This window comes from Pseudomonas sp. FBCC-B1565, from assembly GCF_059133265.1.
Genome location: NZ_CP101438.1, coordinates 5,520,615 through 5,534,267, shown reverse-complemented (window position 1 = coordinate 5,534,267; position 13,653 = coordinate 5,520,615). Strand labels below are relative to the sequence as shown.

Genomic DNA, 13,653 nt, shown 5'->3' with positions numbered 1-13,653 from the left:
AACGAGTGTCCCTGATCGCTTCAGACCACTTCCGCATCGTTGTCGGCCTCGGCAAGAGCGGCATGTCCCTGGTTCGCTTCCTGGCGAACCGGGGCACGTCGTTTGCCGTGGCCGATACGCGGGAAAATCCACCGGAGCTGGTCACGCTGCGCCGTGACTACCCGCACGTGGAAGTGCGTTGTGGCGAGCTGGATGTCGAGTTTCTGTGCCGTGCCGACGAGCTCTACGTGAGCCCCGGCCTGGCCCTGGCGACCCCGGCCCTGCAAGCCGCCGCCGCCCGTGGCGTTAAGCTGTCCGGCGATATCGACCTGTTTGCGCGTAACGCGAAGGCGCCGATCGTGGCCATCAGCGGTTCCAACGCGAAAAGCACCGTGACGACCCTGGTCGGCGAGATGGCGGCTGCGGCCGGCAAACGCGTGGCCGTGGGCGGCAACCTCGGCACACCGGCGCTGGACCTGCTCAGCGATGACGTCGAGCTGTACGTCATGGAGTTGTCGAGCTTCCAACTGGAAACCACCCACGACCTCGGTGCCGAAGTGGCCACCGTGTTGAACGTGAGCGAGGACCACATGGATCGCTACAGCGGCCTGCCGGCGTATCACCTGGCCAAGCACCGGATCTTCCGTGGCGCACGGCAAGTCGTGGTCAACCGCCAGGATGCCCTGAGCCGTCCGCTGATGGGCGAGGGCCTGCCTTGCTGGACCTTCGGCCTCGGCAAACCCGATTTCAAAGCCTTCGGCATCCGCGAAGAGAACGGCGAGAAATACCTGGCCTTCGAATTCCAGAACCTGATGCCGGTGCGCGAGCTGAAAATTCGTGGCGCCCATAACCAGTCCAATGCCCTGGCGGCCTTGGCACTGGGGCATGCCGTCGGCCTGCCGTTTGACGCCATGCTCTCGGCGCTGCGCAGCTTTGGCGGCCTTGAGCATCGCTGCCAGTGGGTGCGCGACCTTGATGGCGTCAGCTATTACAACGATTCCAAGGCCACCAACGTCGGTGCAGCCCTGGCAGCCATCGAAGGCCTTGGCGCCGATATCGACGGCAAGCTGGTGCTGATCGCCGGTGGCGACGGCAAGGGTGCCGACTTCAAGGACCTTAAAGGCCCGGTGGCTGAACATTGCCGCGCCGTGGTGCTGATGGGCCGTGATTCCGATCTGATTGCCGCCGCCCTCGGTGACGCTGTACCGCAAGTGCGAGCTACGTCCCTGGACGACGCCATCGCCCGTTGCAAGGCCCTGGCTCGGCCCGGCGATGCGGTGCTGCTGTCGCCAGCCTGCGCCAGTTTCGACATGTTCAAGAACTACGAAGAGCGCGGCCAGCTGTTCGCCCGCGCCGTGGAGGCCTTGGCATGAATTTCCGGAATATCATCAAGCCGTATCCGTCGCCGATCATCACCGGGCGCGGTATCGACCTCGATTTCCCGATGCTCGCCGGTTGCCTCGCCTTGTTGGGCCTGGGCCTGGTGATGATTACCTCGGCGTCGTCCGAAGTGGCTGCCGTGCAGTCGGGCAACACCCTGTACATGATGATCCGTCACCTGGTGTACCTGGTGATCGGCCTCGGCGCCTGCATCGTTACCATGATGATCCCCATCGCCACCTGGCAACGCCTGGGCTGGCTGATGCTGATCGGGGCGTTCGGCTTGCTGATCATGGTGATCCTGCCCGGCATCGGCCGCGAGGTGAACGGTTCGATGCGCTGGATCGGCTTTGGCGCGTTCAACGTGCAGCCGTCGGAAATCGCCAAGGTATTCGTGGTGATCTACCTGGCCGGCTACCTGGTACGCCGCCAGAAAGAAGTGCGCGAGAGCTGGATGGGTTTCTTCAAGCCGTTCATCGTGCTGCTGCCCATGGCTGGCCTGCTGCTGATGGAGCCCGACTTCGGTGCCACCGTCGTGATGATGGGCGCTGCTGCGGCGATGCTGTTCCTTGGCGGCGTGGGACTGTTCCGCTTCACCTTGATGGTGGTGCTGGCCGTGGCGGCAGTGACCGTCCTGGTGCAGGCACAACCCTACCGGATGGCGCGTCTGATCACCTTTACCGATCCCTGGGCCGACCAGTTCGGTTCCGGCTACCAGTTGACCCAGGCGCTGATCGCCTTTGGTCGCGGCGAGTGGCTGGGCGTGGGCCTGGGCAACAGTGTGCAGAAGCAGTTCTATCTGCCGGAAGCGCACACCGACTTCGTGTTCTCGGTACTGGCCGAAGAGCTCGGTGTGGTGGGTTCGCTATGCACCGTCGCGCTGTTCGTGTTCGTGTGTGTACGCGGCATGTACATCGGCCTGTGGGCCGAGAAGGCCAAACAGTATTTTGCCGCCTATGTGGCGTACGGCTTGTCGTTCCTGTGGATCGGCCAGTTCCTGATCAATATCGGTGTGAACGTCGGCCTGTTGCCGACCAAGGGCCTGACCTTGCCGTTTCTCAGTTACGGCGGCAGTTCGTTGGTGATCTGCTGCGCGTGCCTGGGCTTGTTGCTGCGCATCGAGTGGGAGAGTCGAACCCATTTGGGCAGCGAAGAGATGGAATTCAGCGAGAGCGATTTCGCCGAGGAGCCGACCCATGGGCGCTAACGTGCTGATCATGGCGGGCGGTACCGGGGGCCACGTGTTCCCGGCCCTGGCCTGCGCGCGCGAATTCCAGAACCGTGGCTACACCGTGCACTGGTTGGGTACGCCGCGCGGTATCGAAAACGAGCTGGTGCCGAACGCCGGTTTGCCGCTGCACCTGATCAACGTCACCGGTCTGCGCGGCAAGGGCAAGTTGTCCCTGCTCAAGGCGCCGTTCGTGTTGCTCAAGGCGGTGTGGCAGGCGCGCAAGATCATTCGTGAACTGAAGCCGGTGTGTGTGCTCGGTTTTGGTGGCTATGTGACCGGCCCGGGTGGCGTCGCCGCCAAGCTCGCCGGTGTGCCGGTGATCGTGCACGAACAGAATGCCGTCGCCGGCACCGCCAACCGCCTGCTGGTGCCTCTGGCGGCGCGGGTGTGCGAGGCCTTTCCGAAGACCTTTGGTGCATCGGACAAGCTGCGCACCACCGGTAACCCGGTGCGTACCGAACTGTTCATGGGCATCGCCCGTGAAGCATTGGCCGGGCGCAAGGCGCACCTGCTGGTCATGGGCGGCAGCCTGGGCTCCGAGCCTTTGAACAAACTGCTGCCGGAAGCCCTGGCACAACTGCCTGTGGAGATGCGTCCAGAGATCTTCCACCAGGCCGGCAAAAACCACGGTGAAGTCACCGCCACGCGCTATCGCGAGGCCGGTGTGGAGGCGAACGTACAGCCCTTCATCAAAGACATGGCCCATGCCTATGGCTGGGCCGACCTGGTGGTCTGCCGCTCCGGTGCGCTGACCGTCAGTGAACTGGCCGCCGCCGGTCTGCCGTCCTTGCTGGTGCCTCTGCCCCATGCGATCGACGATCACCAGACCCGCAACGCTGAATATTTGGCCGGGGAGGGCGCTGCCTTCCTGCTGCCGCAAAGAACGACTGGCGCCGCCGACTTGGCCGCACGCCTGACCGAGGTATTGATGCAACCGGAACGACTCAACAGCATGGCGAGTACTGCAAGCCGCCTGGCCAAACCTGACGCAACCCGCACCGTGGTCGATATCTGCCTGGAGGTGGCCCATGGTTGAGAATCAGAAAGCCATGCCGCAACCAGAAATGCGCCGCATCCGTCGCATCCACTTCGTCGGTATCGGCGGCGTGGGCATGTGTGGCATTGCCGAAGTACTGCTGAACCTGGGCTACCAGGTGTCCGGCTCCGACTTGAAAGAGTCGCCGGTCACCGACCGCCTTAAGTCGTTCGGCGCGCAGATCTTTATCGGCCACCGTGCCGAGAACGCCGCCGAGGCCGATGTGCTGGTAGTGTCCAGCGCCGTGAACACCTCCAATCCGGAAGTGGCCACCGCCCTTGAGCGCCGCATTCCCGTGGTGCCTCGCGCCGAGATGCTGGCCGAGCTGATGCGCTATCGCCACGGCATCGCCGTCGCCGGTACCCACGGCAAAACCACCACCACCAGCCTGATCGCCTCGGTGTTCGCCGCCGGCGGCCTGGACCCGACGTTCGTCATCGGTGGCCGCCTGAATGCAGCTGGCACCAATGCCCAGCTCGGCACCAGCCGCTACCTGATCGCCGAAGCCGATGAAAGCGATGCGAGCTTCCTGCACCTGCAGCCGCTGGTGGCCGTGGTCACCAACATCGACGCCGACCACATGGCGACCTACGACGGTGACTTCAACAAGTTGAAGAAAACCTTCGTCGAATTCCTGCACAACCTGCCGTTCTACGGTTTGGCGGTGGTGTGCCTGGACGATCCGGTGGTGCGCGAAATCCTGCCGCTGGTCAAGCGTCCGACCGTTACCTACGGCTTCAGCGAAGACGCCGACGTGCGCGCCATCAATGTGCGCCAGGAAGGCATGCAAACCTTCTTCACCGTACTGCGTCCGGACCGTGAACCGTTGGATGTCTCGGTGAACATGCCGGGCAACCACAACGTACTCAATTCTTTGGCGACCATCTGCATCGCTACCGACGAGGGCGTCAGCGATGAAGCCATCGTCGAAGGCCTGTCGCGCTTTGCCGGCGTGGGCCGTCGCTTCCAGGTCTACGGCCAACTGCCGGTAGAGGGCGGCGACGTGATGCTGGTGGACGACTACGGGCACCACCCGACTGAAGTTGCCGCGGTGATCAAGGCCGTGCGTGGTGGTTGGCCGGAGCGCCGCCTGGTGATGGTGTACCAGCCGCACCGGTACAGCCGTACCCGCGACCTGTACGACGATTTCGTCAATGTACTGGCCGATGCCAACGTGCTGCTGTTGATGGAAGTCTACCCGGCCGGTGAGGAGCCGATCCCAGGCGCTGACAGCCGCAAGCTGTGCAACAGCATCCGTCAGCGCGGCCAGTTGGACCCGATCTACATCGAGCGTGGCGTGGACCTGGCGCCAATCGTCAAGCCGCTGCTGCGTGCCGGCGACATCCTGCTGTGCCAGGGCGCCGGTGACATTGGTGGCCTTGCGCCGAAATTGCTGGCGAGCCCGCTGTTTGCGGCAAAAAAGGGAGCGGCGAAATGATCACTGACTACGCCTCCCTGTTTTCCACGATCACGCCTGCCGACTTCGGTCGCGTAGCCGTGCTGTTCGGCGGCAAGAGCGCCGAGCGCGAAGTCTCGCTCAAGTCCGGCAACGCCGTGCTCGAAGCACTGCAAAGTGCGGGCGTGAACGCGTTCGGCATCGACGTGGGTGATGACTTCCTCGCCCGCCTGCAGGCCGAGAAGATCGACCGCGCTTTCATCATCCTCCACGGCCGTGGCGGTGAAGACGGCAGCATGCAAGGGCTGCTGGAGTGTGCCGGCATTCCTTATACCGGCAGCGGCATCCTGGCTTCGGCGCTGGCAATGGACAAGTTGCGCACCAAGCAGGTGTGGCACAGCCTGGGCATTCCGACCCCGCGTCACAGCGTGCTGTGCAGCGAAGACGATTGTATTTCTGCAGCCAAGGAACTGGGCCTGCCTTTGATCGTCAAACCTGCCCATGAAGGCTCCAGTATCGGCATGGCCAAAGTGAACTCGGCCGCCGAATTGATCGACGCATGGAAAGCGGCAAGTACCTACGATTCGCAAGTGTTGGTGGAACAGTGGATCCAGGGTCCCGAGTACACCATCGCCACCCTGCGTGGCCAGGTATTGCCGCCTATCGCATTGGGCACGCCCCACACCTTTTACGACTACGACGCCAAGTACCTGGCTTCCGATACCCAGTACCGGATCCCGTGCGGCCTCGACGCAGCCAAGGAACAGGAATTGATGGACCTCACGGCGAAAGCCTGTGAGGCGCTGGGTATCGCCGGTTGGGCGCGGGCAGACGTGATGCAGGATGACCAAGGGAATTTCTGGTTCCTGGAAGTCAACACTGCACCGGGCATGACCGACCACAGCCTGGTACCTATGGCCGCTCGCGCTGCGGGCCTGGACTTCCAGCAACTGGTGCTGGCGATCCTGGCTGCAAGCATTGAGCCACGAGGCTAAGGACATGAAAGGCGCATCGCTTCGTCATCAGCCCCCACAAGCACCGAGCCGCAAGCCGGTGCCACGGGGTGCCAGCCGAATGGTGGCTAAAGAGCCGATGTCGGCGCGCCTGCCGAAAGCCAACTTTGGTTTCCTCAAGGCGTTGTACTGGCCGGTGTTGCTGGTGGTCTTGGGCTTCGGAACCTACGAGGGCGCGCAGCGTCTGTTGCCGTATGCCGACCGGCCGATCACCAAAATCAGCGTGCAGGGCGACTTGAGCTACATCAGCCAGCAAGCGGTACAGCAGCGCATCGGCCCGTACCTGGCGGCGAGCTTCTTTACCATCGACCTGGCCGGCATGCGCTCGGAGCTGGAACAGATGCCGTGGATCGCCCACGCCGAAGTCCGCCGCGTATGGCCGGACCAGGTGACGATCCGCCTGGAAGAGCAACTGCCCGTGGCCCGTTGGGGTGACGAAGCGCTGTTGAACAACCAGGGCCAGGCGTTCACCCCGCGTGAGCTGGCCAACTACGAGCATCTGCCGCAGCTCTTCGGGCCGCAGCGGGCGCAGCAGCAAGTGATGCAGCAGTACCAGGCCTTGAGTCAGATGCTGCGGCCACTGGGCTTCTCCATTGCACGCCTGGAACTGCGTGAACGGGGCAGCTGGTTTTTGACGACCGGGGCAGGCAGTTCCGGCCCGGGCATCCAGTTGTTGCTGGGACGCGACCGCTTGGTGGAAAAGATGCGCCGCTTCATTGCCATCTATGACAAGACCTTGAAAGAACAGATTACGAACATTGCGAGCGTCGACCTGCGTTACGCCAACGGCCTTGCCGTCGGCTGGCGTGAACCGGCTGCGCCCACGGCAGCGCAACCCGCTGTCGCGAAGAATTAAGAAGAGGCAGGACCCATGGCAAACGTGCAAAGCGGCAAAATGATCGTCGGTCTCGATATCGGCACCTCCAAGGTGGTGGCGCTGGTGGGCGAGGTCGGGGAAGACGGCACGATCGAAATCGTCGGTATTGGCACGCATCCGTCCCGGGGCCTGAAGAAGGGCGTGGTGGTGAACATCGAGTCCACCGTGCAATCGATCCAGCGCGCCATCGAAGAAGCGCAGCTGATGGCCGGTTGCCGGATCCACTCGGCGTTCGTCGGCGTGGCGGGTAACCATATCCGCAGCCTGAACTCCCACGGCATCGTGGCGATCCGCGACCGCGAAGTCAGCTCGGCCGACCTCGAGCGCGTGCTCGACGCTGCCCAGGCTGTGGCGATCCCGGCTGACCAGCGCGTGCTGCACACCCTGCCGCAGGACTACGTGATCGACAACCAGGAAGGCGTGCGCGAGCCCCTGGGCATGTCGGGCGTGCGCCTGGAAGCCAAGGTCCACGTGGTGACCTGCGCCGTCAACGCCGCACAGAACATTGAAAAATGCGTGCGCCGCTGCGGCCTGGAAATCGACGACATCATTCTCGAGCAGTTGGCCTCGGCCTACTCGGTACTGACCGACGACGAGAAAGAGCTGGGCGTGTGCCTGGTGGATATCGGCGGCGGCACCACCGACATCGCGATCTTCACCGAGGGTGCGATCCGTCACACCGCCGTGATCCCGATTGCCGGTGACCAGGTGACCAACGACATCGCCATGGCGCTGCGTACACCGACCCAGTACGCCGAAGAAATCAAGATCCGCTACGCCTGCGCCCTGGCCAAGCTGGCCGGTGCCGGCGAGACCATCAAGGTGCCGAGCGTGGGTGATCGTCCACCGCGCGAACTGTCGCGCCAGGCCCTGGCCGAAGTGGTCGAGCCACGCTACGACGAGCTGTTCACCCTGATCCAGGCTGAACTGCGCCGCAGCGGCTACGAAGATTTGATCCCGGCCGGCATCGTGCTGACCGGTGGTACCTCGAAGATGGAAGGCGCGGTCGAGCTGGCCGAGGAAATCTTCCACATGCCGGTCCGCCTGGGCGTGCCCCATGGCGTGAAGGGGCTGGGCGACGTGGTACGCAACCCGATTTATTCCACCGGCGTGGGCTTGCTGTTGTACGGGCTGCAAAAGCAGACCGACGGCATTTCCCTGTCGGGCCCGAGTAACCGTGACAGCTACCGCAGCGACGACGAGGCCAAGGCGCCGTTGTTCGAGCGGTTGCAGGCATGGGTCAAGGGCAACTTCTAACGATTTACCGCGACACCGCAACACCGTTGTAAGCAGTAGGCGAAAAAACTAGAGAAATGAAAGGAGAGGGAACATGTTCGAACTCGTAGACAACATCCCCGCAAGCCCGGTCATCAAAGTGATCGGTGTCGGCGGTGGCGGCGGCAACGCTGTCAACCATATGGTCAAGAGCAACATTGAAGGCGTTGAATTCATCTGCGCCAACACTGATGCCCAGGCGCTGAAAAGCATCGGCGCGCGGACCATCCTGCAATTGGGCACTGCGGTGACCAAGGGCCTTGGCGCTGGCGCCAACCCGGAAGTCGGCCGTCAAGCCGCGCTGGAAGACCGCGAGCGTATCGCTGAAGTGCTGCAAGGCACCAACATGGTGTTCATCACCACCGGCATGGGCGGCGGTACTGGTACCGGTGCTGCGCCGATCATTGCCGAAGTGGCCAAGGAAATGGGCATTCTGACGGTCGCTGTCGTGACCCGTCCGTTCCCGTTCGAAGGTCGCAAGCGCATGCAGATCGCCGACGAAGGCATCCGTCTGCTGTCTGAAAGCGTCGACTCGTTGATCACCATCCCCAACGAGAAGCTGCTGACCATCCTGGGCAAGGACGCAAGCCTGCTGTCCGCTTTCGCCAAGGCTGACGATGTACTGGCCGGTGCCGTTCGCGGTATCTCCGACATCATCAAGCGCCCAGGCATGATCAACGTCGACTTTGCCGACGTCCGTACCGTGATGAGCGAAATGGGCATGGCGATGATGGGCACTGGCTGCGCCAGCGGTCCGAACCGTGCACGTGAAGCCACTGAAGCGGCCATCCGCAACCCGCTGCTGGAAGACGTGAACCTGCAAGGTGCACGCGGCATCCTGGTGAACATCACCGCCGGTCCTGACCTGTCCCTGGGTGAGTACTCCGACGTGGGTAGCATCATCGAAGCCTTCGCTTCCGAGCACGCCATGGTCAAGGTCGGTACCGTTATCGATCCGGACATGCGCGACGAGCTGCACGTGACCGTGGTTGCCACCGGCCTGGGCGCGAAAATCGAGAAGCCTGTGAAGGTCATCGACAACACCCTGCACAACAGCCAGGCCAGCCACGCCAGCCAGGCGGCTGCTGCTCCAGCGCCTTCGCGCCAGGAACTGCCGTCGGTGAACTACCGTGACCTGGATCGTCCGACCGTGATGCGCAACCAGGCTCAGGCCGGTGCTGCGGCGTCCCGTAGCCCGAATCCGCAAGATGATCTGGACTACCTGGACATCCCGGCATTCCTGCGTCGTCAGGCCGATTGATGGAATGTATCAGGGCTATGAAGGTGATTGGTGTTCAGCAAAGGTCTGGTCTGCTATTATCGCCAGCCTTTGTTGATACCAGTTCGCAATTTGCGCTGAAGCGGTCCAAGCCATGATTAAACAACGCACCCTGAAGAATATTATTCGTGCCACAGGTGTAGGTCTGCACTCCGGGGAGAAGGTATACCTGACCCTCAAGCCTGCACCTGTCGACACCGGCATCGTGTTTGTGCGTGCCGACCTGGACCCTGTGGTGCAGATTCCTGCTCGCGCGGAAAACGTTGGCGAAACCACGATGTCGACCACATTGGTCAACGGTGACGTCAAGGTGGACACGGTGGAGCACTTGCTCTCGGCCATGGCCGGTTTGGGCATCGATAACGCCTACGTCGAGCTCTCCGCGTCCGAAGTCCCGATCATGGATGGCAGCGCTGGACCCTTCGTATTCTTGATTCAATCTGCCGGCCTGGAAGAACAGGACGCAGCTAAGAAGTTCATTCGCATTCTGCGGGAAGTGACAGTAGAAGACGGCGACAAGCGCGCCACCTTCGTCCCGTTCGAAGGCTTTAAAGTGAGCTTTGAGATCGATTTCGATCACCCGGTATTCCGTGACCGCACCCAAAGTGCAAGCGTGGATTTTTCCAGTACTTCGTTCGTAAAAGAAGTCAGCCGCGCCCGTACCTTTGGTTTCATGAGTGACATCGAGTACCTGCGCAAGCACAACCTCGCACTCGGCGGTAGCGTTGAAAACGCCATTGTGGTCGACGCGGATGGTGTACTGAACGAAGACGGCCTTCGCTACGAAGACGAATTCGTGAAGCACAAGATCCTCGATGCAATCGGTGACCTCTACCTGCTGGGCAATAGCCTGATAGGTGAGTTCAAAGGCTTCAAGTCGGGCCACGCCCTTAACAACCAGCTGCTGCGCAAGTTGATTGAGCAGACAGACGCTTGGGAAGTCGTGACCTTCGAAGATGCCAGCACCGCACCGATCTCTTACATGCGTCCCGTTGCGGCGGTGTAAGTAACAACTCTCTTTCTTTAGTTTTGAAAGGCTGCCTTCGGGTGGCCTTTTTTTATGCGCACTTTTTCTGACTCTGCCTCGGTTCAGGGGTGGGAGGGGGCTTGCCCCCGATTGCAGCGGGTCAGGCCAGGCATTTGTCACTGATGCACCGCCATCGGGGGCAAGCCCCCTCCCACATTAGGTCGGGTTTATTATTTAGAGGGTTGCGGAATCGACAATGCGGTTTCTGCCGCTGTGCTTGGCCTCATACAGCGCTTGGTCCGCACTCAGCAGCAACGCCTCCAGCGACTGGCGACTGCGCTTGTCCCACGTACTCATGCCAATACTCACCGTAATCGGCTGCTCATCACCCTCCACTCGCGGCAAGTGCTCGACACCGCTGCGGATATGCTCGGCGATCACCGAGGCACCCTTGGCGTCGGTCACCGGCAGCACCACCGCAAACTCTTCACCGCCATAGCGTGCCGCCAAGTCGGCCGGGCGGCGGATGTTGGTACCGATCACTTGGGCCACGTTACGTAGTGCCTCATCGCCGCCATGATGACCATGACGATCGTTGAACGCCTTGAAGTGGTCCACATCGATCATCAGCACCGTGAGCGGCTCGGTCGAGCGTTGGGCGCGGTCCCACTCCAGGCGCAGGCGTTCGTCCAGCACGCGGCGGTTGGCCAGGCCCGTCAACGCATCGGTGGCTGCCAGTTCTGACAGTACCCGTTCAGCGCGCCGCCGCCGTCGCAGTTCCCGGCGTAGCATCCAGGTCAGCCACAACAAACCGGCACAGAGCACTCCTGTGGCACTACTGGTCAGCAGTGCCACGCGACTCCAGGGCGCGAATACGTCCTCGCTGGACAGCGCCACGACCACGATCAGCGGCAGTTCACCGACATTGGTAAAGGTATACAGGCGCTCTTTGCCACTGATGGCAGAGATCGCCTGAAAGCTGCCGCTTCCGTCACGCAGTATTCGCTTGAAGTTGGGCCGGTCACTGAGGTCCTTGTCGATCATGTCGCGTTCGAGCAGCGGCTGCTGGGCCAGGAGAATGCCATTCCTGCTCAGCAGGTTGACGCTGCTGCCGTTGCCGATGGTCAGGGTGTTGAAGAGCTGATCGAAATACGCCAGGCGCATGGTCGCAACCGCCACGCCGGCAAACTCTCCCTTGGGGCCCGACACACGTCGACTGAATGCCATGCGCCAGACCTGGTCGCAGTCGCAACGGACCTTGAACGGCCGACTGATAAACAAGCCGGCGTTGGCGTCCTTGGCATGCACCTGGAAATAATCGCGGCTGGCAAAATTACGCGGCGTGGGCCGCAGCGTGGAGGAGTCGGCGATAACCGTACCGGTGGTGTCCAGCAGCAGGACCTCGCCTTTGAAAGGCGCCGCCGTGGACAAATCAAACTGCACCAGGTGCTGGATATTGGCGGCAACCTGGGACAGGTCTTCGCGTTGCGTGGCCGCAATCAGACCGTTGAGCGCCATGTCATACAGTTCGACGTTACGCAGCACGTCGGCATTGATCAATTGGGCGATGTTGGTGGTAGACCGCTTGGCCGCTTCGAGCGTGCTGGCGTGTTCGCGCATCAACAGCACCGCGACAATGATCACAATCAGGGCGACGCTGAGCCCGCTGCCCAGGATCAGTAACAACTCAGGGTGTGCGGGTGAGGTACGAACAGGGCGTGGACTCATCGGGCAGACTTCAGCGGTGAGGATGCTGGCAGTTTAGTTCTACCCGATGAAAATTAAATACTTGGTTAAAAAGAAAAAATCACCCCTCAGAACACGTTGATCGGATAGTCGACGATCACGCGGTACTCGTCCACATCCCGATCCACCGCCGCGTAGCCATTGCCACCGCGGTTGGTCGCCCATTGCAGGCGCACCGCCAGGTCCTTGGCCTTGCCGCCCTGCACCACATATTTCAGGTCGATGTCGCGTTCCCAGTGCTTGGCGTCCTTGCCATCGGCGCTGTACCAGGCGCTGTAGCCACGGCTTTGCGGGTCGACCTTGGTCAGGTCGGTCTTGCCGCTGATGTAGGACACCGCCGAGGTCAGGCCGGGCAGGCCGAGGCCGGCAAAGTCGTAGGCGTACTTGAGCTTCCACGAGCGTTCGTTGGGGCCGTTGAAGTCGGAGTACTGCTGGGAGTTGTCCAGGTAGACGCTGTCACCTTGGGCGATGTAGTCGAACGGCGTGTTGCCGTTGACCCGCTGGTAGGCGGCGGTGACGCTGTGGTGACCCACGCCCACGGTGAAATGCAGGCTGTAGGTGTTGTTGTCGATGCTGCCGAGCAGCGACTGGCCGGTGTCCTGGGTGTGGTAGTAGTGCAGGCCCGGGTTGAGGCTGACCAGGTCATTCAGCGCATAGGTGTAGTCCAGGTCGTAGTAGTACTGGTTCCACACATCCTTGAGTTCGGCGGCGTAAAGGTTGCTGGTCAGCCCGTCGATGCCGCTGAACGACACGCCGGCCCAGTTCATGTGCTGGCTGTCGGCAGTGTTGGGCAGCGCGCCGTAGCTGGTGCCGATGCGGCGATGGCCGCTCTGGTTGTAGAGCTTGGTGAAGCTGGCCTGGCCGCCTTCGAACATCCAGCCGTCCAGGCTGAGATTGGTCAGGCTCACGCCACGGAAGGTCTGCGGCAGCATGCGTGTCGCGCCGCCGGCGATCACCGGGTTATTGAGGAACAGATCGCCGGCTTTCAGCTCGGTATCGAACGCGCGCATTTTCAAGGTGCCGCCTGCCGTGGAGAACGAGCCGGGTGCCTTGCCGTTGCCACTGCCATACGGAAGGATGCTGGAACCATCGGTGCCGCCACCGCCGTCGAGCTTGAGGCCGAGCATGGCATGGGCGTCCAGCCCGAAGCCGACGGTGCCCTGGGTGTAGCCGGATTCGAAGATGCCGATGAAACCCTGGCCCCACTCCTTGCTGTCATCGGTGTGGATGTCGCGCCGGTCGCGGTTCATGTAGTAGTTGCGGGTGTTGATGTTGAGGTGGGCGCCTTCGACGAAACCGTCGGCGGGGGTGGTGTCTGCCGCGTGGGCAAGGGAGGTAATCGTTGCGGCTACTGCGAGGAATAACGGGGTGAACGTCAGCGAGTTCTTCACCGGTGGAGCTCCTTTGGTCAATCGGAAACAGCCAGTGTCGTTGGGGGTGCCTGGCCTTTTTTGACGGCAAAAAAAAGCCGCTG

11 protein-coding genes are annotated in these 13,653 nt (G+C 62.0%); 9 read left to right on the top strand and 2 right to left on the bottom strand.

Translation table 11 applies throughout. The features are described 5' to 3' along the window. Positions 1-5 precede the first annotated feature (5 nt). The 9 genes from murD to lpxC all read left to right on the top strand — a co-directional run bounded on the left by murD (position 6) and on the right by lpxC (position 10,472). A complete protein-coding gene (murD, locus tag NL123_RS25605) occupies positions 6-1,352 on the top strand; it encodes a UDP-N-acetylmuramoyl-L-alanine--D-glutamate ligase (RefSeq protein ID WP_248486257.1) in 1,347 nt (448 codons plus the stop codon). Beyond that, the gene (gene ftsW, locus NL123_RS25600) at positions 1,349-2,566 is read left to right on the top strand and encodes a putative lipid II flippase FtsW (RefSeq protein ID WP_083360078.1); all 1,218 of its coding nucleotides are present in this window, start codon (positions 1,349-1,351) and stop codon (positions 2,564-2,566) included. Before murD ends, ftsW begins: the two co-directional genes overlap by 4 nt. Further along, positions 2,556-3,626 (top strand): undecaprenyldiphospho-muramoylpentapeptide beta-N-acetylglucosaminyltransferase, encoded by a 1,071-nt coding sequence (gene murG / locus NL123_RS25595; RefSeq protein ID WP_494356614.1) that lies wholly within the window; start codon positions 2,556-2,558, stop codon positions 3,624-3,626. The genes ftsW and murG overlap by 11 nt, the downstream gene beginning before the upstream one ends. Next, the gene (gene murC, locus NL123_RS25590) at positions 3,619-5,064 is read left to right on the top strand and encodes a UDP-N-acetylmuramate--L-alanine ligase (RefSeq protein ID WP_071491186.1); all 1,446 of its coding nucleotides are present in this window, start codon (positions 3,619-3,621) and stop codon (positions 5,062-5,064) included. The genes murG and murC overlap by 8 nt, the downstream gene beginning before the upstream one ends. Beyond that, entirely contained in the window at positions 5,061-6,017 is a 957-nt protein-coding gene (locus NL123_RS25585) for a D-alanine--D-alanine ligase (RefSeq protein ID WP_071491187.1), read from the top strand. Before murC ends, NL123_RS25585 begins: the two co-directional genes overlap by 4 nt. A gap of 4 nt (positions 6,018-6,021) precedes the next feature. Beyond that, positions 6,022-6,891, top strand: coding sequence for a cell division protein FtsQ/DivIB (locus NL123_RS25580; protein ID WP_058422950.1), 870 nt, complete (start codon positions 6,022-6,024; stop codon positions 6,889-6,891). Positions 6,892-6,906: 15 nt separating this feature from the next. Beyond that, positions 6,907-8,169: a cell division protein FtsA gene (ftsA, locus tag NL123_RS25575; protein ID WP_025855584.1), complete on the top strand. Its 1,263-nt coding sequence runs from the start codon at positions 6,907-6,909 to the stop codon at positions 8,167-8,169. A gap of 73 nt (positions 8,170-8,242) precedes the next feature. Further along, positions 8,243-9,448, top strand: a complete 1,206-nt coding sequence (gene ftsZ, locus NL123_RS25570; RefSeq protein WP_017526184.1) for a cell division protein FtsZ — start codon at positions 8,243-8,245, stop codon at positions 9,446-9,448. A gap of 112 nt (positions 9,449-9,560) precedes the next feature. Then, complete coding sequence (gene lpxC / locus NL123_RS25565) at positions 9,561-10,472, top strand: UDP-3-O-acyl-N-acetylglucosamine deacetylase (RefSeq protein WP_003171886.1); 912 nt, start codon at positions 9,561-9,563, stop codon at positions 10,470-10,472. 195 nt (positions 10,473-10,667) lie between these two features. Here the strand turns inward: lpxC and NL123_RS25560 are convergent, their stop codons facing one another. Beyond that, positions 10,668-12,161: a GGDEF domain-containing protein gene (locus NL123_RS25560; protein WP_494356613.1), complete on the bottom strand. Its 1,494-nt coding sequence runs from the start codon at positions 12,159-12,161 to the stop codon at positions 10,668-10,670. Between the two features lie 86 nt (positions 12,162-12,247). Continuing rightward, positions 12,248-13,570: an OprD family porin gene (locus NL123_RS25555; protein ID WP_494356612.1), complete on the bottom strand. Its 1,323-nt coding sequence runs from the start codon at positions 13,568-13,570 to the stop codon at positions 12,248-12,250. Positions 13,571-13,653 lie beyond the last annotated feature (83 nt).

Bases quoted from the DNA above. Each gene is read 5' to 3' on its own strand.
- ftsW (WP_083360078.1), top strand. From the start codon at position 1,349: ATGAATTTCCGGAATATCATCAAGCCGTATCCGTCGCCGATCATCACC.
- murG (WP_494356614.1), top strand. From the start codon at position 2,556: ATGGGCGCTAACGTGCTGATCATGGCGGGCGGTACCGGGGGCCACGTG.
- murC (WP_071491186.1), top strand. From the start codon at position 3,619: ATGGTTGAGAATCAGAAAGCCATGCCGCAACCAGAAATGCGCCGCATC.
- NL123_RS25585 (WP_071491187.1), top strand. From the start codon at position 5,061: ATGATCACTGACTACGCCTCCCTGTTTTCCACGATCACGCCTGCCGAC.
- NL123_RS25580 (WP_058422950.1), top strand. From the start codon at position 6,022: ATGAAAGGCGCATCGCTTCGTCATCAGCCCCCACAAGCACCGAGCCGC.
- ftsA (WP_025855584.1), top strand. From the start codon at position 6,907: ATGGCAAACGTGCAAAGCGGCAAAATGATCGTCGGTCTCGATATCGGC.
- ftsZ (WP_017526184.1), top strand. From the start codon at position 8,243: ATGTTCGAACTCGTAGACAACATCCCCGCAAGCCCGGTCATCAAAGTG.
- lpxC (WP_003171886.1), top strand. From the start codon at position 9,561: ATGATTAAACAACGCACCCTGAAGAATATTATTCGTGCCACAGGTGTA.
- NL123_RS25560 (WP_494356613.1), bottom strand. From the start codon at position 12,161: ATGAGTCCACGCCCTGTTCGTACCTCACCCGCACACCCTGAGTTGTTA.